This is a genomic window from Bradyrhizobium sp. WSM2793 (genome assembly GCF_000379585.1).
Lineage (GTDB): Bacteria > Pseudomonadota > Alphaproteobacteria > Rhizobiales > Xanthobacteraceae > Bradyrhizobium.
Window position 1 is genome coordinate 24,374 of the sequence record NZ_KB902768.1, and the last position, 23,152, is coordinate 47,525.

Sequence of the window (23,152 nt, forward strand, 5' to 3'; positions counted from 1 at the left end):
CGGCGTCACTTCAGCTTGAGCCCGATCACGCGCACGAGGCCGTCAGGCATCTGCTTGTAGCCTTCGAGCTTGGTCGTGTGCGCGATGATGATGCGGCGGTGGTAGAGGTACAGCAGCGGCTCCTCGTCCTGGACCAGCTTGGCCAGGGTCTCATAGCTGGCCTTGCGCTTGGCGGGATCGGTGACCGATCGGGCGTCCTCCAGCGCCTTGTCGGCCTGCGGGTTGTTCCACGCGCCGTAATTCTGCGGCGCACCGCTGTGCAGGAATACAAAGGTGTTGCCGTCGGGATCGACGCGCCCGCTCCACGCCAGCATATAGGCCTGGTAATCGCCGGACTCCGCCTGCTTCAGCCCGGTCGCGAATTCGGTGAGGCGGATCTTCATGTCGAACCCGGCCTCGGCCGCCATCGACTGGATCACCTGCGCCGGCGTCTCGGTCTCCGCGCCCTTCGGCACGAGGAAATCGACGCTGACCGGCGGTGTCACGCCGGCCTCCTTCAGCAGCGCCTTGGCCTTCTCGACGTTGCGGGGACGGACCGGAAGGGATTTCTGATAGTAGGGATGATCAGGGTTGACCCATTGATTGCCGACCTGAAACTCGCCGTTGAACACGACCTGGTTGATGGCGTCGCGGTCGATCGCAAGGTCGAGCGCCTGGCGCACCTTGGCGGACTGGCTGAGCGGCCCCTTGGCCTTGTCCTTGCCGATGTTGAGCGTGACGCCCTGATAGCCAAGCTCGATCGCGGTCGCGACCTTCAGCCGTGAATCCGCGCGGACTTCCTTCAGGTCGGTGGCGAGCACGCGCTCGATCAAATCGAGGCCGCCGGATTTCAGGTTGGCGAGCCGCACCGTGGCATCGACGATCGGCTGGAACACGATCTTGTCGATGAAGACGTTGTCCTTGTTCCAATAGTCCGCGAATTTCTCGAACACGATGCGGTCCTGCTGTACGCGCTCGACGAATTTGTACGGGCCGGCGCAGACCGGACGCAGGCCGAACTTGTCGCCGGCCTCTTTCGCCGCCTTCGGCGACACCATCATCCCGGCGCGGTCGGTGAGCTGGGCCAGCAGCGGCGAGAACGGCGACTTCAGCACCAGCTTGACCGTGAGGGGATCGACGATTTCGATATGATCGACCGAGGCGAGCTCGGGCTTGCGGAACGAGCCGGGGAACGTCAGATGCCGCTCCAGCGAGAACTTTGCGGCTTCGGCGTCGAATGGCTCGCCGTCGTGGAATTTCACGCCGGGCCGGAGCTTGAGGACCAGCGCCTTGCCGTCGTCGGCGGTCTCGCTCGACAGGGCGAGCTGCGGCACGATGTTGAGCTTCTCGTCGATGTCGAACAGCTTGTCGCAGAAGGCGGAGAACACGATGCGGCCGACATAGGTGCGCGCCATCGTGGGATCGAGGATATCAGGATCCTCGGCGAGGCCGATGCGCAGCGTGGTCTGGGCCTGCGCGGCTCCAAGCGACAGCAGGACAGCGGCGGCCGTTGCGGCCAGGCGAAACATCTTCATCGGACAATCCCCATTGCTTCGGCTACGTCGTTGTGGGCGCGGCGCCTTGTATACCAACCCCGGCAGGGCTCCCGCCTTCCGTCTTTCGGCTGAAGGCCGCGACCAATTTAGCAAGCGCCGGCGAAAACCCGCCGGCTGCCGGCAGGATGGCGTCGGCAGACGGCAGCTCCGCCGTGCGGTGACAGGCGGTGGCGTGGCCCGAGCCGTCAGCTAGAAGCGCCGGCGCCTCGTTGCGGCAGCGCTCGATCACGAACGGGCAGCGGGTGTGGAAGCGGCAGCCAGCGGGCGGATTGAGCGCGCTCGGGATCTCGCCCTCGAGCAGGACGGTCGCGCGCTTCGCCTTCGGCTGCGGCAGCGGGATCGCGGACAGCAGCGCTCGGCTATAGGGATGTCGGGGTGAGGCGAACAGCGCATCCGCCTCCGCCGTCTCGACGATCTGGCCGAGATTCATCACCGCGACGTGGTCGGCGATGTGCTTGACCACGGCGAGGTCGTGCGAGACGAAAATGTAGGCGAGGCCGAGCCGGTCCTGTAGCTCGCGCAGCAGATTGAGGATCTGCGAGCGGATCGAGACGTCGAGCGCCGAGACCGGCTCGTCGCAGATGATCAGCTTCGGCTCGACCGCGAGCGCACGGGCGATGGCGATGCGCTGGCGCTGGCCGCCGGAGAATTCGTGCGGATAGCGCCGTGCCAGCCTCGGCTCCAGCCCGACCAGCCGCAAGATTTCCGCGACGCGCGCGCGCCGCTCTGCCGGCGGCACGAGATCGTGCAGCGCCAGCGGCTCGGTGAGGATCTGCCCGACGGTCATGCGCGGATTGAGCGAGGCGTAGGGGTCCTGAAAGATGATCTGCGCTTCGCGGCGGAAGGCGCGCAGCGCATTGGGATCAAGCGAGAGGAGATCGCGGCCGTCGAACCGGATCGTGCCCGCATCCGGCTCGATCAGCCGCAGCACCAGGCGGCTGACGGTGGATTTGCCACATCCGGATTCGCCGACGAGCGCCAGCGTCTTGCCGGCTTCGAGCGAGAAGGAGACGCCATCGACCGCCTTGACATGCGCCAGCGCCCGGCCGAACAGCGAGCGCTCGGCGACGAAATGCTTGACCAGGCCCGTGACCTCGAGCAGCGCCATCACGACACCAGACGTTCGAGCGGCGCGCGGATGCAGCGCGAGAGGTGGCCGGGGCTGACTTCGATCAATGGTGGCGGTGCCTTGGTGCAGGCGTCCAGCACGAACGGGCAGCGTGCGGCGAAGCGGCAGCCTGCGGGCGGCTGCGCCATGTTCGGCACCATGCCCTCGATCGTCGCAAGCTGTTCGGCGCGATGGTCGAGCCGCGGGATCGAGCCGAGCAGGCCGACGGTGTAGGGATGCTGCGGCGCCGAGAACAAGTCGTCCACCGGCGCGCGCTCGACGATCTCGCCGGCATACATCACCGCGACCTCGTCGCAGACCTCGGCGACCACGCCGAGATCGTGCGTGATCAGGATGATCGCGGCGCCGCTTGCCGCTTTCAACTCCCGCATCAGCTCCAGGATTTGCGCCTGCAAGGTGACGTCGAGCGCGGTCGTCGGCTCGTCCGCGATCAGCAGGCGCGGATCGCAGGCCAGCGCCATCGCGATCATCACGCGCTGGCGCATGCCGCCGGAGAGCTTGTGCGGATATTCGTCGATCCGCCGCTCGGGCGAGGGGATGTGGACGCGGCGCAGCAGCTCGATCGCCCGCTCGCGCGCGCTTTTCCGCGAGCCGCCGCGGTGGCGCAAAATGGTCTCGATGATCTGGTCGCCGATGGTGAAGCTCGGATTGAGCGAGGTCATCGGCTCCTGGAAGATCATCGCGAGCCGGTTGCCGCGCAGATTGCGCAGGGTCTGGTCCGGCGTTCGCAGGAGGTCGAGGCCGTCGAAGCGGATCGCGCCCGATATCTCCGCACTTTGCTTCGGCAACAGGCCCATGATCGCCAGCGACGTCACGCTCTTGCCGCAGCCGGACTCGCCGACGAGGCCGAGCGTCGCGCCGTTGGCGACACTGAGGTCGACACTGTCGACCGCGTGGGTGATGCGGCCGTCGTCGCCGTGGAAACGGATGCGGAGGTCCCTGATCTCGATGAGGGGGCTCGCGCTCATGATTGCCTTGCACGCGCTGCTTGGATGCTGGCGTCGATGACGCTGCGATCGGTATTGCCGGCCGGGTTCTGCCGCGTCGGCATGGATGTGCGAAAATGAACCCATAGCTCGTGGCTGACCTGCTCAAGCCGTTCGAGCTCACTGATCGGATCGGGATGGTCGTCGGCGCGAATATCCAGTGCCGGCCATTCCTCCTCGCCATGGATCAAGAGCGCGGCGGACTGCTTGCCGCGCTTGTCGCCGCCGGCGGCTTCGCCCGCTCGCATCGCGGCGAGCAGGCGGCGCGGGAAGGACAGGCTGTCATTGGCGATATAGGTCTTCGCGGTCTCGTCGAGCACGTCGGCGCCAGCCAGCATGTTGCCGGCGATGGAGAACCCGCTGCCTGCGATGTGCCCGCACCAGTCGACGCAGTCGCGCCCGGTATGGGCGGCGATCTCGCCGCTCGCATCCATGATGTGGATCTGACGGCTCTCGCGGCCATCGTCGGTCGCGAGCAGCGCGGCCAGCACGTCGTGCGCGTTGAGGCCTTCCCGCAGCAGCTTGACGCCGTCGATGCCGTAATATGGATTGACGAAGGCCTGCGTCGCGATGGCGCCGACGCCGGCGGCAATATACGGCACGCGTGCCCCAACGGCGAAGAAGCGTGTCGCAACGGCGATGCCGAACTGGCCGGTAGCAGGGTCTCGCGCGATGATCGACCAGGTCATGTGCTGCCTTCAGCGTCCCGCGGCGTAACCTTGCATGCCGCGCGGATTGGCGGCGGCGCGCCGCCGCACGCCCAGGCGCGAGGCCGCGGTGAGGCGGCCTTCGGACCAGTCGGGGCCAACTTCCACGATGTGTCCGCGCTCACGAAGGTTCTCGATCGTCGCCTTGGGCACGCGGTTCTCGACCACGAGCACGCCGGGGCGCGCTGTACGCGGCCAGAACGAGATCGGGAAATGCTCGGAGTGCCAAGCCGGCGCGTCGATCGCCTCCTGGAGATTGAGATTGCAATGGACATGGCGCAGGAAGAACTGCGTGATCCACTGGTCCTGCTGGTCGCCGCCGGGCGAACCCCAGGCGAGGTACGGCTCGCCGTCGCGCAGTGCCATGGTCGGCGACAGCGTCGTGCGCGGCCGCTTGCCCGGCGCGAGCGAACCAGGTTGGTTCTCCTCCAAATCGAACATCTGCGCGCGGCTGCCGAGGCAGAAACCCAGCTCGGGAATGACAGGCGAGGATTGCAGCCAGCCCCCTGAAGGCGTCGAGGATACCATGTTGCCGGCTTTGTCGATGATGTCGAAATGCACGGTGTCGCCGCGCACCTCGCCGAAGCGCCCCACGGTTGGTTCACCGGCGCCGAGCGCGCCAACGGCCTCGCGTTGGCCTTCAGCGCGGCGCAGCTTGACAACGCCGCCAAAGCCCTCGATTGCGCCGGGCCGGAGATCGAGCGAAGCCTTCTCGGTAACCAGCTTGCGGCGTTCGTCGTTATAGGCGTCCGATAGCAGCGTCGCGATCGGGATCTCGCTGAACTTGGGGTCGCCGTAGAATTTTTCGCGATCGGCAAAGGCAAGTTTTGCGCATTCGATCTGGAGATGGATGAACTCCGGCCCGGTGGGATCGAGCCCGTCGAGGGCAAAGCCCTTCAGAAGCGCGAGCTGTTGCAGCGTCACCGGACCCTGGCTCCAGACTCCGGCCTTGCAGACGGTATAGCGGCCATAGTCGTAGGTGAGCGGCGCTTCGATCGTCGGTTGCCAGCGCGCCATGTCGTCGGCAGAGAGCACGCCGCGATGCGGCGAACCGCTGACGTCCATCACCTCTTGCGTCCGGCAGAATTTGTCGATGGCTTCCGCGACGAAGCCTTGCGACCAGGCTTTGCGCGCGCGCTCGATTTCGGCATCACGGCCACCGCCGCCGCTCTCGGCTTCGCTGAGAATTCGTGCGTAGGTCGCGGCCAGCGTTTTGTTGGTAAAGAGCGTGCCGGGCTTCGGCACCTCGCCGTTCGGCAGGTAGACGGCGGCCGACGTTGGCCAGTGCTTGCGGAATAATTGTTCGACGGTCTGGATCGTGGCGCAGGCGCGCTCCACCAGCGGGTAGCCGTCGCGCGCATAGGAGATTGCGGGCTCCAGCACGTCGCGCACGCGCATCGTACCGTAGTCGCGCAGCAGCATCATCCAGGATTCGAAGGTGCCGGGGACGCAGGCCGCGAGCAGGCCGGTGCCGGGCACCATGTCGAGGCCTTCGCTCTTGTAATGCGCGATGGTGGCGCGTGCCGGTGCCGGGCCCTGGCCGCAGATCACCTCGGTGCGGCCGCGCTTCACGTCGTGCACGATGACAGGCACGTCGCCACCGGGGCCGTTGAGATGCGGCTCGACCACCTGCAGCGTGAAGGCGGTGGCAACGCCGGCGTCGAAGGCATTGCCGCCCTTTTCCAGGATGGCCATGCCGACGGCGGTCGCGATCCAGTGGGTTGTGGCGACGACCCCGAACGTGCCCTCGATCTCGGGGCGGGTCGTGAAGGGATCGGGATTGACATTGCTGGCCATGGATTACCTCATTTGCGGCGCGCGCAATTGATCACAGGCGATGCCGCGCCGCCAATGCGCTGCCAGCATGGCACGCGCGCGTCACGCCGGGACCGGCGCGGTGTTGACGGCGTGGCAGGCGACGCCGTCAATCAGTTCCGGCGTCTCCTTGCGGCAGAGATCGAACGCCAGCGGGCAGCGCGGATTGAAGGCGCAGCCGGGCGGCGGATTGATCGGGTTCGGGATCTCGCCCTTCACCGGAATGCGTTGGCGGCCGCTCATGGCGAGGTCGGGCACGGCACCCAGCAGCATCCTGGTGTAGGGCATACGCGGACGGGCGAACAGCTCGCGTCCTTCCGCGATCTCGACGATGCGGCCGAGATACATCACGCCGACGCGGCTCGCCATGTGGCGGACCACGGCGAGGTTGTGGCTGATGAACATGTAGGTCAGACCGAACTTGTCCTGCAGGTCGCGCATCAGGTTCAGGATCTGCGCCTGTACGGAGACGTCGAGCGCCGAAGTCGGCTCGTCGCAGACGATGAACTCGGCATCCGATGCGAGCGCCCGGGCGATCGCGATGCGCTGGCGCTGGCCGCCGGAGAATTCGTGCGGAAACTTCAACCGATCGTCGGGATGCAGGCCGACCAGGCTGAGCAGCTCGCCGACGCGCGCCTGGATGTCGCGCTCACCCTGGATCAGGTCGAAGGCGCGGATCGGCTCAGAGATGATGGCATCGACGCGGAAGCGCGGGTTCAGGCTCGCATAGGGATCCTGGAAGATCATCTGGATGCGGCGGCGCAGCTTTCGGCGCGCCGGCGCCTGCCGCGGATCGGTCATCGAGACGCCGTCGATCAAGACATCGCCGGAGCTCGGCGGCAGCAGGCCGACGACCATCCGCGCCACCGTGGTCTTGCCCGAGCCGGACTCGCCGACCAGCGCAAAGGTCTCGCCCTTCCTGATGTCGAAGGTGACGTGATCGACCGCCTTGAGATATTCGAGATGGCCGCCTTCGAGCACGCGGTTGAGCCAGGGTTTCGAGACGTCGAACACCCGGCGCAGATTTGTGGCCTGGACGAAGGAAGCGCTCATGCCGCGCTCTCCGCCGGCACGCTGTCATAGAGATGGCAGGCGACCGATTGCGCACCGCGCGGCAGCGGCTCGGGTCGATCGACACGACAGCGATCGAACGCGAACGCGCAGCGCGGGTTGAACGAGCAGCCGCGCGGGATCGCCGACAGCCGCGGCATCGAGCCAGGAATCTGCATGAGACGCTTGTCGTCGCCGGCCAGCGTCGGGATCGCGCCCATCAAGCCCTTGGCATAGGGATGCAGCGGATTTCTGACGACGTCCTGCACCGGACCGATCTCGGCGACACGGCCGGCATACATCACGGCGACGCGGTCGGAGGTCTCCGCGATCACGCCCATATCGTGCGTCACCAGCATCACGGCGGTGCCGTGGTCGCGGCCAAGCCGCTTGATCAGCGAGATGATCTGCGCCTGCACGGAGACGTCGAGCGCGGTGGTCGGCTCGTCCGCGATGATCAGCTCGGGCTCGGCGCAGATCGCGAGCGCGATCACGACGCGCTGGCGCATGCCGCCGGAGAATTCGTGCGGGTAGCCGTCGATGCGCTTTTCCGGCGCGGGAATGCCGACCTCGGCAAGCAGGTCGATGGCGCGGCGGCGGGCGGCCGTCTCGGACAGGTTCAGGTGGGTTCGGATCGTCTCGATGATCTGGTCGCCGACCCGGTAGAGCGGATTGAGCGAGGTGAGGGGGTCCTGGAAAATCATGCCGATCCGTTTGCCGCGGATGCGGCGCATCTCCTCCGGCGGCAGATTGTCGATGCGCAGGCCGGCGAGATGAATCTCGCCGCCGGCGATGCGGCCCGGCGGGTCGATCAGGCCGATCACGGCGAGGCCGGTGACGGATTTACCGGCGCCGGATTCGCCGACCACGCCCAGCACTTCGCCCTTGGCGATGTCGAAGGAGACGCCGTCGATGGCGCGCAGCGTGCCGCGGCGGGAGGCGAACTCCACCTGAAGGTTGCGGACGGAGAGGATGGGCTCGGTCATGAGTGAGGCGCTCTTGTCGAGGTTTTGCTCATCGGAGCTTCGGGTTGAGCGCATCGCGCAGCCAGTCGCCGAGCAGGTTGATCGACAGGATCAGCCCGGCCAGCGCGAGGCCGGGGAATGCGACGATCCACCATTCGCCCGCGAACAGATAATTGTTGCCGATGCGGATCAACGTGCCCAGCGAGGGCATGGTGTCGGGCAGGCCGACGCCGAGGAAAGACAGCGTCGCCTCGGTGATGATGGCCAGCGCGAGGTTGATGGTGGCGATCACCAGGATCGGGCCCATCGTGTTCGGCAGCACGTGCCGCAGCATAATCTTTGGCGCGGGCAGGCCGATCAGCTGCGCGGCGGCCACGTAGTCCTTGTTCTTCTCGACCATCACGGAGCCGCGCACCGTCCTTGCATACCCGACCCAGAAACTCAGGCCGATCGAGATCACCAGCACCACCAGCATGCTGGTGGCATCCAGGCGGTTGCCGAGGATGGATTTCGCGATGCCATTGACCAGCAGCGCGATCAGAATGGCGGGAAAGGTCAGTTGCACGTCGGCGATCCGCATGATCACGCCATCGACCGCGCCGCCGAAATAGCCGGCGATCAGGCCGAGTGCGATGCCGAGCGCGCCGGCGAAGATCACACCGGCCACGCCCACGGCGAGCGAGATGCGCATCCCGTAGAGAATGGCGGAGAACACGTCGCGACCCTGCTCGTCGGTGCCGAGCAGGAACGGGCTTTGGCCGTCGGCGGTCCAGAGCGGCGAGATGCGCGAGTTCATCAACTGGAGCTGCGCAGGATCGAACGGGTTCTGCACCGCGAGCGCGGATGCAAAGATCGCGAGCAGGAAAAGCAGCACGGTAATGGCCGCTGCCACCATGGTCAGCTTGGAGCGGCGGAATGAATAGAAGATGTCGCTGTCGAGGGCGCGGCTGAGCCAGCTGCGACCGGTATGCGCGGGCGGCGCGCTCTGCTTGTCGGAATTGGAGGCGACGGCGTCGGACATGCAGGGGCCTTATGTAGCGCGGCCGACGGTCGCGCGCAGGCGCGGATCGACCACGGTGTAGAGAATGTCGACCACCAGATTGATGGTGACGAAGATCAGCGAGACCATCAGCAGGTAGGCGGCCATGATCGGGATATCGACGTTTTGCACGGCCTGCACGAACAGGAGTCCCATGCCCGGCCATTGGAACACGGTTTCGGTGATGATCGAAAATGCAATAACCGAGCCAAACTGAAGGCCGGCGACGGTGATGACGGGGATGAGCGTGTTCTTCAGCGCGTGGCCGAAATGGATGGCGCGGGTAGTCAGCCCGCGGGCGCGGGCGAAACGGATATAGTCGGTTCGCAGCACTTCCAGCATCTCCGCGCGCACCAGCCGCATGATCAGGGTCATCTGGAACAGGCCGAGCGTGATCGAGGGCATGATCAATGCCTTCAATCCCGACAGCGTGAGCAGGCCCGTGCTCCACCAGCCGAGCTTGACCACCTCGCCGCGGCCGAACGAGGGCAACCAGCCCAATGTCACCGCGAACAGATAGATCAGGAGAATGCCGATCAGGAAAGTCGGCAATGAGATGCCGATCAGCGAAACCGCCTGGAATAATTTGGCGAGCACGGTGTCGCGCCTCAGCGCCGAATAGACGCCCATCAGAATGCCGAACACCATTGCAAACACGGTGGCGCAGATCGCAAGTTCCAGCGTGGCCGGCATACGTTCCATCAACAGGGTCGAGACCGGCTGGCGGAACTGGTAGGAGACGCCGAACTTGAATTGCGCGGCGTCGGCGAAATAACGCACGAACTGCACCGGCACGGGATCGTCCAGGCCGAGCGACTTGCGCACGGCTTCGCGTTCGGCCGCCGACGTGTCGATCGAGACGATCTGGTTGACGGGGTCGCCTGCGAAACGGAACATCGAGAAGGCGATGATGCCGACGGCGAACATGACGCCGATGGCCTGAACGGCGCGGCGAAGAGTGAAAGCGAGCATGCCTTCCACTATCCTTGGGTGTGCGTGCGGTCGACGTCTTTGTCAGCCGGAAAAGGAAAGGTCCCGGATGCATGACGCCGCCGGGACCTCGTGTTCAACTGGCACTATTCCTTCTTGGTCGCCCAATGGAACATGACCAGATTGTCGGCGCGCTGCGGCAGGTTGACCTTCTTCGACACGCCCCAGGCCAGCGCCTGCTGGTGCAGCGGAATGTAGGACCAGTCCTTGTTGCCGATTTCGTAGGCCTGCTTGATCAACTGGTTGCGCTTGGCAGTATCGGTTTCGACCAGCACCTTGTCGGTGATGGCGTCGAACTCCTTGTTGCAGTAGCCGCCGAGATTGGCCTCGCCGCGTGAGGATTTCGCATCGTCGCGGCAGCCCATGATGTCGTAGAGCACGTTGTGGGAGTCCATCGTGCTCGGCGTCCAGCCCAGGAGGTAGAACGAGGTCTGATAGCCGCCCTGCTTCAACACCTTGGCGAAGTACTGCGCCTTCGGCTGCGCCAGCAGGTTGATCTTGACGCCGATGCGGGCCAGCATGCCGACAACGGCCTGGCAGATCGCGGCGTCGTTGACGTAACGGTCGTTCGGACAATCCATCGTGACCTCGAAGCCATCGGGATAGCCGGCTTCGGTCAGGAGCTTCTTGGCTCCATCAGGGTCGAATTTCGGCCGCGTGAACTCCTTGGACAGTGCGAACAACTCCGGAGCGATCATCAGCGCCGACGGCGTCGACAGCTCGCGCATCACGCGCTTCTTGATCAGCTCGATGTCGATCGCCTTGTAGAAGGCCTCGCGGACGCGGACGTCCTTGAACGGGTTCTTGCCCTTGATGTTGGAGTAGAGCAGCTCATCGCGCATCTGATCGAAGCCGATGAAGATGGTGCGCAGCTCCGGCCCCTTCAGCACCTGGGCGTTCGGGCTGGAATCGACGCGGGAGATGTCCTGGATCGGCACCGGCTCGATGACGTCGACTTCGCCTGAGAGCAGCGCAGCGACACGGGTTGCGTCCGAAGCGATCGGGGTGAAGACGATCTCCTTCAGGTTACCCTCGACCTTGCCCCAGTAATTGGGGTTGGCCTTGAAAACCGTCTTCACGCCGGGCTGATGGCTTTCGATGGTGAACGGACCGGTGCCGTTCTCGTGGAGAGAGGCATAGCTCGGCGTGGTCGCCGCCACCGGCGTCGGGTCGACGACGTTGTTCTCCTCGGCCCATTTCTTGTCCATGATGTACCAGACATCCCACGAGTTATGCAGGATGGGATTGGGCGAAGGCAGCACGAAATCGACGGTGTAGTCGTCGACCTTGACCACCTTGACGTCGGGCGCAAGGCGGGTCTGCATGTTGGACCCCTTCTTGCGGACGCGATCGGCCGAGAAGACTACGTCGTCGGCGGTGAAGGGGTCGCCGTTGTGGAATTTCACGCCCTTGCGCAAATGGAAGCGCCAGCGGGTCGGCTCCGGGGTTTCCCAGCTTTCGGCAAGCGCCGGAATGATCTTGAGGTCTTTGTCGCGCGCGGTGAGGCCTTGATAGACGTGGCCGAGATGGGCGTGGGTGGTGCTTTCGTTCAGCGTATAGGGATCAAGGGATTTCAGGTCACCCTGGTTGGCATAACGCAGCGTCTGGCTCGACGCCGGCGCGACCGTCAACGCAAGCGTACCGGCGAGCGTCGCCGCAAACAGACTTCGACCGACTGACATTCTTGACCCTCTCCACTCTACCGTGCCGATGATTTTTGATTGTTCGGCAGGGCTGATTGATCCATGTTGCCCAGAGTTCTCGACCGGTGCAAGCGCCATTCCAGCAAGGAACGCGCCAAGTTGCACCGCTGTGCAGCAATGCTGACCGTGCCGCCTGGCATGGAGGACCGCGTCTTTCGACTTTGGTTGACTATATCGGCCGATTGCGGGACGGGGCATGTCGCGCCTGCATCAGGTCGCTTGCGTCGCACCACAACTCGCGGCGATACTGCCGACAGGCCGCTCGAATCTCATCCGGAGGGGATATGAAAGTTAATATCGAAATCGACTGCACCCCCCTCGAGGCCCGCCAGTTCTTCGGTTTGCCTGACGTGGGGCCGATGCAGACGGCGGTGATGGACAAGCTGCAGCAGCAGGTGCTCAGCAACATCGAGAAGGTCTCGCCGGAATCGCTGATCCAGAGCTGGTTCACCTTCGATCCCAAGATCGCCGAGCGGTTTCAGGACATGTTCGTCACGATGGCGGGCCTCGGCGGCACGCGCAGCGACAAGAAGAAATAATGCCGTCCGGGCCGGACGGGCGACAGGCACCGGGCGGGCTTCGTCCGCCGGGCCTCGCCTTGCTGCTTGCAGAAGCGCGCGGCCTGTTCGAATTCAATGCGAGCCTGCTGCTGTCGCCAGTCCTGATGCGCGCGCCCAGGGGTGACGGTCATCCGGTGCTGGCGCTGCCGGGCTTTCTGGCCAGTGACCTCTCGATGGCCCCGATCCGGCGCTATCTCGCCGAGCTCGGCTATGAGGCACATGCCTGGCGGATGGGCCGCAATCTCGGCGGGCTGGGGCGGATGCGCCAGTCGCTGCGCACCCGTCTGGCCGAAATCCATGCTGCGAGCGGACGCAAGGTCAGCCTGGTCGGATGGAGCCTCGGCGGCGTCTATGCTCGCGATCTCGCGCTCCAGGCGCCCGACATGGTCCGTTATGTCGTCACGCTCGGCAGCCCTTTTGCCAATGACGTGCGGGCGACCAATGCCACGCGGCTCTACGAGGCGCTGTCCGGCGAGCGGGTCGAGGATTTCACCGAATTGCGCGAGGCGATCGCCGGCGATCTTCCGGTGCCGGCGACGTCGATCTATTCGCGGGCCGACGGTGTCGTGAACTGGCGAACCTGCTTGCTGCGTCCCTCCGACCGTGCCGAGAACATCGAGGTGCATCTGGCGAGCCATATCGGGCTCGGGGTGAACCCTGCGGCGCTGTGGGCCGTGGCCGACCGCCTGGCGCAACCGGAAGGGGAATTCTCGCCATTTGACCGGGCCGGGCCGTTTGCCATTGCATATGCCCCGCCGGAACAGGCAGTATCGGCCTGACGAGAAGCGCCGGCCAAGGCGCCCGTCAAATCTTGCGGGAGGGAACTATGGCTGACGGTAAGAAGCTGTCGTCGCTGGACGCGTCGTTTCTCTATCTGGAAACGCCGGAGATGCCGATGCATGTCGGGAGCATGGCGATCTTTCGCCTGCCCGACGACTACAAGGGCGACTTCTTCGAAGACTTCAAGGCGATGATCGTATCGCGCCTGCACATCGCGCCGATCCTCAAAGCGCGGCTGGAAAAGGCGCCGCTCGATATCGATCATCCCTCCTGGGTCGAGGACGATCAGTTCGACATCGACCGCCACATCTTCCGTGCCAGCCTGCCACAGCCGCGTGACCGCGCCACGCTGGAGCGCATCGTCGGCTGGATGCACGCCAAGCTCCTGAACCGGGCTCGCCCGCTCTGGGAGTTCTACGTGTTCGAGGGCATGAAGGACAACGAGGTCGGGCTCTATTCGAAGATGCACCATGCCGCGATCGACGGCGGCGCTGGTGCCGCCCTGACCAACATGATCTACGACATCTCGCCGATCCCGCGGAAGGTCGATCCGCCGGCCGCGGGATCCAAGCCTGGACAGGAGCCGCGTGACATCGCCGCCAACCTGCTCGATTCCTATCAGCAGCTGTTCAACCAGCCACTCGACGCGGGCAAGGCCGCCCAGAATCTGCAATTGCCGCGCACCGGCAAGAGCGACATCGGCTCGATCCTGTTCGACAATGCGATGTACCAGATCGAGAGCGCGGTGCGCTTTGCCGGCAATATCCCGACCATGGTCAAGAGCGTCTCCGAGGTGCTTGGCAAGGTCGCCGATCCGAAGTCGCGCGAGAGTCTCGCCAGTATGGTGTCGCCGCCGACCATGCTCAACAAGACCATCTCCTCGGAGCGAAGCTTCGCCGGCGTCTCGATCCCGCTGTCGCGGGCGAAGGCGCTGGCCAAGCGGGCCGGCGGCAAGCTCAACGACGTCGTGCTGGCGCTCGCCTCCGGCGTGGTCCGGCGTTACCTGAAGGAGTACGGCACGCTGCCGGCGAAATCGCTGACCGCGGCGGTGCCGATCTCGCTGCGCGAGGAGGGTAACACCGAAGCCAATAACCAGGTGTTCGGCATGATCTGCTCGATCGCGACCAACATCGACGATCCCAAGGCGCGGCTCGAAGCCATCATCGCGCAATCGACCAAGTCCAAGGAGATGTCGCACCCCTTGCGCGCGCTGATGCCCCAGGTCTCCAACATCTCGATGCTCGGCGCGCCGATCATGGTGCAGATCCTGGCGCTGCTCTACAGCCGCTCCAACCTGTCGGACGTGCTGCCGCCGGCCGCGAACATCACGGTGTCCAACGTGCCGGGGCCGCGGCAGACGCTCTATGCTACCGGCGCGGAGCTATTGCACATCTTCCCGGTGTCGATCTCGACGCACGGGCAGGCGCTCAACATCACCGTGCAGAGCTATCGCGACCAGCTCGATTTCGGCTTCATCGTCGGCGCCAACATCATTCCGCATGTGCAGGTGATGTGCGACATGCTGCCGGAGGAGTTCGCCGCGCTGGAGGCGGCCTACGCGCCGCCAGCGACCGACATCAAGGGTGCCGCTGAGTAGGAATGGTTCGATGATTGAAATGCCACCGCTCAAGTTCGTGCAGACGAACGGAATCCGCATGGGCTATTACGAAGCTGGCCCGAACACCGACATGCCGCCGATGGTGCTGTGCCACGGCTGGCCCGAGCTCGCCTTCTCCTGGCGTCACCAGATCAAGGCGCTGAGCGAGGCCGGCATCCGCGTGATCGCGCCCGACCAACGCGGTTATGGCGCGACCGACCGGCCCGAGCCGGTCGAGGCTTACGACATCGAGCACCTGACCGGCGACCTCGTCGGGCTCCTCGATCATTTGAATATCGACAAGGCAATCTTCGTCGGTCACGACTGGGGTGGCTTCATTGTCTGGCAGATGCCGTTGCGCCACATTGAGCGGGTTGCGGGGGTGGTCGGCATCAACACGCCTCATACCAACCGCGCCTGGGCCGACCCGATCGAGCTCCTGCGCGCGCGCTTCGGCGACAAGATGTACATCGTGCAGTTCCAGGATCCGGCGCGTGAGCCCGACAAGATCTTTGGCAGTCGCGTCGAGCAAACCTTCGATGCTTTCATGCGCAAGCCGGTGCCGCGCCCGCCCGACGCGCCGGCAGAGGAGGTGGTTGCCGGCGTCGGCGCTTCGCCGCGGGTCAATCTGGCGTTTCCGCAAATGATTGCCGCCTATGATGCGAAGCACGATCCGCGCACGCCCATCCTGTCGCCGGAAGAGAAGAAGGTATTCGTCGACAATTTCACCCGGACCGGCTTTACCGGCGGCATCAATTGGTACCGCAACATGTCGCGCAACTGGACGCGTGCCGAAGGGCTCGATCATACGGTGCGGGTGCCGTCGCTGATGATCATGGCCGAGAACGACGCGGTGCTGCCGCCGTCCTCCGCCGATGGCATGGACAAGCTGATTCCCGACCTCGAGAAGTATCTGGTGAAGGACAGCGGCCATTGGACGCAGCAGGAGAAGCCGGAAGAGGTCAGCGCCAAGCTGATCGAATGGCGTAGAAGGCGGTTTGGCTAGCTCATCATTGCGAGCGAAGCGAAGCAATCCAGAAATGTGTCTGCAATCTGGATTGCTTCGTCGCAAGGGCTCCTCGCAATGACGAGGGTTACTGAGGGGGAAACGCACGTCAATGTCATCCAAGAACCGTCTGGACCCGATTCCGCATCCGCCGACCAAGCCGGTGGTCGGCAACATGCTGTCGCTGGACTCGGCCGCCCCCGTGCAGCATTTGACGCGGCTCGCCAAGGAGCTCGGTCCGATCTTTTGGCTCGACATGATGGGCTCGCCGATTGTGGTCGTCTCGGGCCACGATCTCGTCGATGAGCTCTCCGACGAGAAGCGTTTCGACAAGACGGTGCGCGGCGCGCTGCGGCGCGTGCGCGCGGTTGGCGGCGACGGCCTGTTCACGGCCGACACCCGCGAGCCGAACTGGAGCAAGGCCCACAACATCCTGCTCCAGCCGTTCGGCAACCGCGCCATGCAGTCCTACCACCCGAGCATGGTCGATATCGCCGAGCAGCTCGTCCAGAAGTGGGAGCGGCTCAACGCCGACGACGAGATCGACGTCGTCCACGACATGACGGCGCTGACACTGGATACGATCGGCCTGTGCGGTTTCGAGTATCGCTTCAATTCGTTCTACCGGCGCGACTGCCATCCCTTCGTCGAGTCGCTGGTGCGCTCGCTCGAAACCATCATGATGACACGCGGCCTGCCGTTCGAGCAGATCTGGATGCAGAAGCGGCGCAAGACGCTCGCCGAAGACGTCGCCTTCATGAACAAGATGGTCGACGAGATCATCGCCGAGCGGCGCAAGAGCGCGGAGGGGATCGACGACAAGAAGGACATGCTCGCCGCGATGATGACCGGCGTCGACCGTTCGACCGGCGAGCAGCTCGACGACGTCAACATCCGCTACCAGATCAACACGTTCCTGATCGCGGGCCACGAGACCACCAGCGGCCTGTTGTCCTACACGCTCTATGCGCTGCTCAAGCACCCGGACATCCTCAAGAAGGCCTATGACGAGGTCGATCGTGTCTTCGGCCCCGACGTCAACGCGAAGCCGACCTACCAGCAGGTGACGCAGCTCACCTACATCACGCAGATCCTGAAAGAGGCGCTGCGGCTGTGGCCGCCGGCGCCGGCCTATGGCATCTCGCCGCTCAAGGACGAGACACTCGGTGGCGGCAAGTACAAGCTCCGGAAGGGCACCTTCACCACCATCCTTGTGACGGCGCTGCATCGCGATCCCAGCGTCTGGGGGCCAAATCCGGATGCGTTCGATCCCGAGAATTTCAGCCGTGAGGCGGAGGCCAAGCGGCCGGTCAATGCCTGGAAGCCGTTCGGCAACGGCCAGCGCGCCTGCATCGGCCGCGGCTTTGCCATGCACGAGGCCGCGCTCGCGCTCGGCATGATCCTGCAGCGGTTCAAGCTGATCGACCACCAGCGCTATCAGATGCATCTGAAGGAAACCCTGACGATGAAGCCGGAAGGCTTCAAGATTAAGGTGCGTCCGCGCGCCGATCGCGAGCGTGGCGCCTATGGCGGGCCCATCGCGGCTACGTCCTCGGCGCCGAAGGCGCCGCGCCAGCCGACGGCCCGGCCCGGCCATAACACGCCGATGCTGGTGCTTTACGGCTCCAATCTCGGCACCGCCGAGGAGCTCGCGACGCGCATGGCGGACCTTGCCGAGATCAACGGCTTTGCGGTGCATCTCGGCCCGCTCGACGATTACGTCGGCAAGCTGCCGCAGGAGGGCGGCGTTCTGATCATCTGCGCCTCCTATAACGGCGCGCCGCCTGACAACGCGACGCAGTTCGTCAAATGGCTCGGCGGCGATCTGCCGAAAGATGCCTTCGCCGGCGTGCGCTACGCCGTGTTCGGCTGCGGCAACAGCGACTGGGCTGCGACCTATCAATCGGTGCCGCGCCTGATTGACGAGCAATTGTCGTCGCATGGTGCGCGCGCGGTTTATCCGCGCGGCGAGGGCGATGCGCGCAGCGATCTCGACGGCCAGTTCCAGAAATGGTTCCCGGCGGCGGCCCAGGTCGCGACGAAGGAGTTCGGCATCGACTGGAATTTCACCCGCACTGCCGAGGATGATCCGCTCTATGCGATCGAGCCGGTGGCGGTCACAGCCGTCAACACCATCGTCGCCCAGGGCGGTGCTGTCGCGATGAAGGTGCTCGCCAACGACGAGCTTCAGAACAAGGGCGGATCCAATCCATCCGAGCGTTCGACGCGCCACATCGAGGTGCAGCTGCCGCCCAACGTCGCCTACCGCGTCGGCGATCATTTGAGTGTCGTGCCACGCAACGATCCCACGCTGGTGGATTCGGTCGCCCGCCGCTTCGGCTTTCTGCCCGCCGACCAGATCAGGCTTCAGGTCGCCGAGGGCCGCCGTGCGCAATTGCCGGTAGGGGATGCCGTGTCGGTCGGCCGCCTGCTCAGCGAGTTCGTCGAGCTGCAGCAGGTCGCGACGCGCAAGCAGATCCAGATCATGGCCGAGCACACCCGGTGCCCGGTCACCAAGCCGAAGCTGCTCGCCTTCGTCGGCGAGGAGCCTGAGCCGCTCGAACGTTACCGCAGCGAGATTCTAACCAGTCGCAAATCGGTGTTCGATCTGCTGCTCGAATATCCCGCCTGCGAATTGCCGTTCCATGTCTATCTGGAAATGCTTTCGCTGCTGGCGCCGCGTTATTACTCGATCTCGTCCTCGCCGTCGGTCGACCCGGCGCGCTGCAGCGTCACGGTCGGCGTGGTCGAAGGCCCGGCCGCCTCCGGCCGCGGCACCTACAAGGGCATCTGCTCGAACTACCTCGCCAACCGTCGCGCGGGCGATGCGATCTACGCCACCGTACGCGAGACCAAGGCCGGCTTCCGGCTTCCCGACGATCCCTCGGTGCCCATCATCATGATCGGCCCCGGCACGGGCCTCGCGCCGTTCCGCGGCTTCCTTCAGGAGCGGGCGGCGCGCAAGGCGAAGGGCGCCACCCTCGGACCCGCGATGCTGTTTTTCGGCTGCCGCCATCCCGATCAGGATTTTCTCTACGAGGACGAGCTGAAGGCGCTGGCGGCGAGCGGCATCACGGAACTCTTCACGGCGTTCTCGCGCGCGGACGGACCGAAGACCTATGTGCAGCACCTGCTCGCCGCGCAGAAGGACAAGGTCTGGCCGCTGATCGGGCAGGGCGCGATCATCTATGTCTGCGGCGACGGCGGCAAGATGGAGCCGGACGTGAAGGCGGCACTGGTCGCGATCCATCGCGAGAACAGCGGCAGCGATGCGGCCGCAGCTGCGCGCTGGATCGAGGAGATGGGGACGAAGAACCGGTATGTGCTGGACGTCTGGGCGGGAGGGTGATTGTTCGCCCGATCGTGCTACACGTCCCTCATGATTCCCTGGGAAAAAATCGATACCGCCAAGATCCCCGGCTCCGACGAGGAGCTCCGCCTGATGCGGCGGGGCAAGGAGTTTTCCATCAAGCTCGGCACCAACGAGTTGATGAACAACCGCCTGTCGGGCTCGGAGGCCGCGCTCGCAACGCTCGCGGCGAAGCAGATCGAGACGGTCGCCAAGCCTGTTGTCCTGATCGGCGGATTGGGCATGGGCTTTACGCTGCGTGCAGCGCTGGCGGTGCTTGGCGCCAAGGCGAAAATCGTGGTCTCCGAGCTCGTGCCCGCGGTGGTCACCTGGGCACGAGGACCGATGGCGGAGGTCTTCGGCGATAGCCTCGATGATGCCAGGGTCAGCATCCGGGAAACCGATGTCGGTGAAGTCATCCGTGCCAAGAGCGCGGCCTTCGACGCTATCCTGCTTGACGTCGACAACGGCCCCGAGGGGCTGACCCGCAAAGGCAATGATGCGCTCTACAGCGCAAGCGGGCTGGCAGCGGCGAAGACAGCACTGCGGCCGGGTGGCGTGCTCGCCGTCTGGTCGTCGGGACCCAATCACGCCTTCACCAAGCGCCTTAAGCGGGCGGGCTTCGACGTCAATGAAGTCGCCGTCCGCGCCACCGGCAGAGGCGGCGGCGCGCGCCACGTAATCTGGATGGCGAAGAAGAGTTAAGCCGCCTGCGCGGCCGCGCCATGCGCGTGCTTGTCGATGGCGCCAATGATCTCGGGCCAGAACCGCATCGGCAGCGCGTGGCCCATGCCTTCGATCATCAACAGTTTTGCGTTCGGGATTGACGCCGCCGTGTCCTTGCCGCCCTCGGGCCGCACCAGCGGGTCGACGGTGCCGTGAATGACCAGCGTCGGCGCCTGCACGGCGTGCAGCCTTTCCTTGCGACTGCCGGACGCCAGCACGGCGCGGAGCTGGCGGCCGACGCCGGCTGGATTGAGCCCGCGCGCGAACACGCGCTCGGCGCGTTCAGGATCGAGCGCTTCCTCCTCCGGAAAATGTCCGGCGCGCAGCACCTTCCAGGTTTGGCCGTAGCGGACGATGAACTCTTCCTTGCTGCGCGGCGGCGGCGCCATCAGCATTGCGGCGGCCTCGCGCGTCGGCGGCGGCACGCGCGGATTGCCTGTCGTCGACATGATCGAGGTCAGCGAGCGCACGCGCTGCGGGAACGACAGCGTCACCTCCTGCGCGATCATTCCGCCCATGGACGCACCGACAAGATGCGCCGACTTGATGCCGAGCGCGTCCATCAGCCCGACCGTGTCTTTCGCCATGTCGATCAGCCTGTAGGTTGCCGCGACGGGAATCTTGAAGAAGCGCAGCTTCAGTAGCTCGAGTGGCGTCAACCGCTTGCCGCCCGTCAGATGGCTCGACTTGCCGATGTCGCGATTGTCGAAGCGGATCACGCGAAAGCCGCGTGCGGCAAGCTGCTCGCAGAACGCATCGTCCCAATGGATCATCTGGGCGCCTAATCCCATGATCAGCAGCAGCGGCTCGGCATTGTCGTTGCCAAAAATCTCGTAGCAGATGTCGATGCCGTTGGCGCGGACGGTCTGGGGCGGCTGATGGGTCGTCACAGGCGTTCCCTCAAGCGTTTGACTGATGCTGTATCGCACGGTTTCCCGTTGCAATGAAAGCCGCACGCGGCACCGAGCCGCTGCTTGCCGGTTGACCGGCACGGCGCAACGGTGTGGTATGGCGGAAAAAGAAGGGCATCGAAGCTCTCGACATCTGGAGGACGCCGATGACCGACAAGACCAATGACCCGGTCGCCATGTGGCAAAAGATGGTCGGTGAGATGGAGAAGGGGTTCAACTCCTTCGCCAACCAGGCCATGTCGTCACCCGAGTTTTCGCAGGCGATGAACCGTGCGGGGGGAGTTGCTGCAGGTGCTCAGAAGCAGCTCGGCGAACTCATGGAGAAGTATCTGGTCTCCATGAACCTGCCGAGCCGGGAGCAGGTCACAGGCCTTGCCGAAAGGCTGCAAGCTATCGAAGGCCAGATCGGTGAGATCAAGTCGCTGCTGAGCCAGATGGCTGCAAGTGCCGGCGTGTCTCAGGGGGCCGATTCCGCATTGCGGCCGCCACGCACCAAGCGTCCGCCGTCTGAGGGCGGAGAGCAGGCATGAATGCAGCTCCCGGACTTGATTTCGCATCTATCCCGGAACGCATCCAATCCGAGGTGCAGCGCGCCATCCAGCGCAGCATCAAGGGCGTCGAATATTTCTCGACCTCGGGTCCGTCACTTGGATCGACGCCTAAGGATGTGCTGCATTCGCGCGGCACGATGAGCCTCTATCACTATCGGCCGATGTCGGACGAGATCTACCGTGTGCCGGTGCTGATCGTGATGGCGACCACCAACCGCGGCTACATCCTCGACCTCGTGCCCGGCCAGAGCTTTATCGAATTCCTGCTCAAGCGCGGTTACGACGTCTATATGCTCGACTGGAGTGCGCCACGGCCGGAGGAGAAGAGCCTGCGGATGGAGGACTACGTCCTCGACTTCATCCCGGACTGCGTCCGCCGGGTGCAAGCTGATTCCGGTGAGCAGGACGTCTCGGTCATCGGCTATTGCTTCGGCGGCGTGCTGTCGCTGCTCTACGGCGCGATCCACAAGGACGGGCCGATGAAGAATTTGATCTGCTTCACCACGCCGATTGACTTCCGAGAGATGAAGCTGTTCTCGAACTTCTCCGACCGTCGCTATTTCGACGTCGACCATCTCGTCGACAGTGTCGGCAACGTGCCGCCGGAGATGATCCTGTCCTCGTTCGAGATGTTGCGTCCAGCCTCGCGCACGGTCAGCCAGATCCAGCTCTGGGAAAACATCTGGAACGACGAATTCGTCAAGTCGTACCGCATGTTCGACCGCTGGGCGACCGACACGCTGCCGCTGGCTGGCGAGTATTTCCGCGCCATCACCAAGGACCTGATGTGGGACAACAAGCTGTTCAACGACACCATGTCGGTCGGCGGCCGGCCTGCGAAGCTCGACAATATCAAGGTGCCGATCCTGCATGCGGTGGCCGAGCACGATCACATCGTGCCGTATGAGGCCGCCAAGCACCTGATCGCGAAGATTGGTTCTGCGGACAAGGAAGAGGTGATGCTGAAGGGCGGTCACGTCTCGCTCGTCGCGGGAGCCAACGCCGTCAAGCGGCTATGGCCGAAACTGGATTCCTGGCTAGGGAAGAGATCGACATGAGCGAGCAGCGTTCGTATCCGCGCCACGTCAAGTCCGACGCCGGCGATATCGAGATTCGCCTGATGTCGCCCGCGGATGAAGCCGCGGTGCTCGCCTTCGGCAAAGGCCTGCCGACCCACGATTTGCTGTTTTTGCCGCGCAATATCAGCGAGCCGAAGGTGCTGTCGGCCTGGGTCAAGGAGATCGAGCGTGGCGCGATCACGAGCCTGCTTGCGGTCAGGGACGGCAAGGTCGTCGGCTGCGGCACGCTGGTGCGCGATCCGCACTCCTGGTCGCCCCATGTCGGCGAGATCCGCATGGTCGTCTCGCTCGACGTTCGCGGGAAGGGGGTAGGGCGGGCGCTGTCGCAGGAGACCTTCGCGCTCGCGCTCGGCGCGGGCCTGGAGAAACTTTCGGTCCAGATGACGGTCGACCAGCAGGCCGCGATCGCCGTGTTCGAGAGCCTCGGTTTCAAGGCCGAGGCGCTGCTGCGCGACCATGTCCGGGACGTCGACGGCAAGACCCACGACATCGTTGTGCTCGGCCACAACATCGCGCAGGTCCAGGCCCAGATGGAGGCCTACGGGCTGCCAGGCGCGGTGCAGCACTAGGACCGCCATCCAGCCACCGCGGTCCGATCACTCTAGGGAACCCGCTTGGCCAGGGAGGCATCAGATTGCCGCCCGTTAAGGATGTTCACAGTTTCGTGATATCGC

General features: G+C 64.7%; 20 protein-coding genes. 9 read left to right on the forward strand and 11 right to left on the reverse strand.

What is annotated here, in order from left to right; translation table 11 throughout:
- Window positions 1–5: 5 nt before the first annotated feature.
- The 10 genes from A3AS_RS0100105 to A3AS_RS0100150 form a co-directional block, all read right to left on the reverse strand.
- Entirely contained in the window at window positions 6–1,514 is a 1,509-nt protein-coding gene (locus A3AS_RS0100105; RefSeq protein WP_018315563.1) for an ABC transporter substrate-binding protein, read from the reverse strand.
- 22 nt (window positions 1,515–1,536) lie between these two features.
- Window positions 1,537–2,643 (reverse strand): ABC transporter ATP-binding protein, encoded by a 1,107-nt coding sequence (locus tag A3AS_RS0100110; protein ID WP_018315564.1) that lies wholly within the window; start codon window positions 2,641–2,643, stop codon window positions 1,537–1,539.
- On the reverse strand, window positions 2,643–3,632 hold the full coding sequence (locus tag A3AS_RS0100115) for an ABC transporter ATP-binding protein (protein WP_018315565.1): 990 nt from the start codon (window positions 3,630–3,632) through the stop codon (window positions 2,643–2,645). The genes A3AS_RS0100110 and A3AS_RS0100115 overlap by 1 nt, the downstream gene beginning before the upstream one ends.
- Window positions 3,629–4,339 carry a DUF1028 domain-containing protein gene (locus A3AS_RS0100120; RefSeq protein WP_018315566.1) on the reverse strand — a complete coding sequence of 237 codons (711 nt, stop codon included), beginning with the start codon at window positions 4,337–4,339 and terminating at the stop codon, window positions 3,629–3,631. Before A3AS_RS0100120 ends, A3AS_RS0100115 begins: the two co-directional genes overlap by 4 nt.
- A gap of 9 nt (window positions 4,340–4,348) precedes the next feature.
- Window positions 4,349–6,154: a gamma-glutamyltransferase family protein gene (locus A3AS_RS0100125; protein ID WP_018315567.1), complete on the reverse strand. Its 1,806-nt coding sequence runs from the start codon at window positions 6,152–6,154 to the stop codon at window positions 4,349–4,351.
- A gap of 81 nt (window positions 6,155–6,235) precedes the next feature.
- Window positions 6,236–7,225 (reverse strand): ABC transporter ATP-binding protein, encoded by a 990-nt coding sequence (locus A3AS_RS0100130; protein ID WP_018315568.1) that lies wholly within the window; start codon window positions 7,223–7,225, stop codon window positions 6,236–6,238.
- On the reverse strand, window positions 7,222–8,208 hold the full coding sequence (locus A3AS_RS0100135; RefSeq protein ID WP_026201521.1) for an ABC transporter ATP-binding protein: 987 nt from the start codon (window positions 8,206–8,208) through the stop codon (window positions 7,222–7,224). The genes A3AS_RS0100130 and A3AS_RS0100135 overlap by 4 nt, the downstream gene beginning before the upstream one ends.
- A gap of 28 nt (window positions 8,209–8,236) precedes the next feature.
- Window positions 8,237–9,208: an ABC transporter permease gene (locus tag A3AS_RS0100140; RefSeq protein ID WP_018315570.1), complete on the reverse strand. Its 972-nt coding sequence runs from the start codon at window positions 9,206–9,208 to the stop codon at window positions 8,237–8,239.
- A gap of 9 nt (window positions 9,209–9,217) precedes the next feature.
- Window positions 9,218–10,198 (reverse strand): ABC transporter permease, encoded by a 981-nt coding sequence (locus A3AS_RS0100145; protein ID WP_026201522.1) that lies wholly within the window; start codon window positions 10,196–10,198, stop codon window positions 9,218–9,220.
- A 104-nt stretch (window positions 10,199–10,302) separates the two neighbouring features.
- Window positions 10,303–11,898 (reverse strand): ABC transporter substrate-binding protein, encoded by a 1,596-nt coding sequence (locus tag A3AS_RS0100150; protein WP_018315572.1) that lies wholly within the window; start codon window positions 11,896–11,898, stop codon window positions 10,303–10,305.
- 305 nt (window positions 11,899–12,203) lie between these two features.
- Here A3AS_RS0100150 and A3AS_RS0100155 point away from each other — a divergent pair, with 305 nt between their 5' ends.
- The 6 genes from A3AS_RS0100155 (at window position 12,204) to A3AS_RS0100180 (ending at window position 19,916) form a co-directional block, all read left to right on the forward strand.
- Window positions 12,204–12,458, forward strand: a complete 255-nt coding sequence (locus A3AS_RS0100155; protein WP_018315573.1) for a DUF6489 family protein — start codon at window positions 12,204–12,206, stop codon at window positions 12,456–12,458.
- Window positions 12,458–13,258, forward strand: a complete 801-nt coding sequence (locus A3AS_RS0100160) for a triacylglycerol lipase (protein WP_018315574.1) — start codon at window positions 12,458–12,460, stop codon at window positions 13,256–13,258. Before A3AS_RS0100155 ends, A3AS_RS0100160 begins: the two co-directional genes overlap by 1 nt.
- Before the next feature lie 47 nt (window positions 13,259–13,305).
- Entirely contained in the window at window positions 13,306–14,856 is a 1,551-nt protein-coding gene (locus A3AS_RS0100165) for a wax ester/triacylglycerol synthase family O-acyltransferase (protein ID WP_018315575.1), read from the forward strand.
- Between the two features lie 10 nt (window positions 14,857–14,866).
- Window positions 14,867–15,862 carry an alpha/beta fold hydrolase gene (locus A3AS_RS0100170; protein ID WP_018315576.1) on the forward strand — a complete coding sequence of 332 codons (996 nt, stop codon included), beginning with the start codon at window positions 14,867–14,869 and terminating at the stop codon, window positions 15,860–15,862.
- A 112-nt stretch (window positions 15,863–15,974) separates the two neighbouring features.
- Window positions 15,975–19,211 (forward strand): bifunctional cytochrome P450/NADPH--P450 reductase, encoded by a 3,237-nt coding sequence (locus tag A3AS_RS0100175; RefSeq protein WP_018315577.1) that lies wholly within the window; start codon window positions 15,975–15,977, stop codon window positions 19,209–19,211.
- Between the two features lie 30 nt (window positions 19,212–19,241).
- Window positions 19,242–19,916, forward strand: coding sequence for a spermidine synthase (locus A3AS_RS0100180; RefSeq protein WP_018315578.1), 675 nt, complete (start codon window positions 19,242–19,244; stop codon window positions 19,914–19,916).
- On the opposite strand, the gene A3AS_RS0100185 is transcribed toward A3AS_RS0100180, so the two are convergent.
- Window positions 19,913–20,827 carry an alpha/beta fold hydrolase gene (locus A3AS_RS0100185; RefSeq protein ID WP_018315579.1) on the reverse strand — a complete coding sequence of 305 codons (915 nt, stop codon included), beginning with the start codon at window positions 20,825–20,827 and terminating at the stop codon, window positions 19,913–19,915. The two genes, A3AS_RS0100180 and A3AS_RS0100185, sit on opposite strands and share 4 nt — an antisense overlap.
- Window positions 20,828–20,994: 167 nt before the next feature.
- Between A3AS_RS0100185 and A3AS_RS0100190 the strand changes: the two genes are divergently transcribed.
- From A3AS_RS0100190 to A3AS_RS0100200, 3 genes are read left to right on the forward strand one after another with little or no spacing between them, the layout of a single operon-like run.
- Window positions 20,995–21,378 (forward strand): hypothetical protein, encoded by a 384-nt coding sequence (locus tag A3AS_RS0100190; protein WP_026201523.1) that lies wholly within the window; start codon window positions 20,995–20,997, stop codon window positions 21,376–21,378.
- On the forward strand, window positions 21,375–22,457 hold the full coding sequence (locus tag A3AS_RS0100195; RefSeq protein ID WP_018315581.1) for an alpha/beta hydrolase: 1,083 nt from the start codon (window positions 21,375–21,377) through the stop codon (window positions 22,455–22,457). The genes A3AS_RS0100190 and A3AS_RS0100195 overlap by 4 nt, the downstream gene beginning before the upstream one ends.
- Window positions 22,454–23,047, forward strand: coding sequence for a GNAT family N-acetyltransferase (locus A3AS_RS0100200; RefSeq protein ID WP_026201524.1), 594 nt, complete (start codon window positions 22,454–22,456; stop codon window positions 23,045–23,047). Before A3AS_RS0100195 ends, A3AS_RS0100200 begins: the two co-directional genes overlap by 4 nt.
- The last annotated feature ends 105 nt before the right edge of the window (window positions 23,048–23,152 follow it).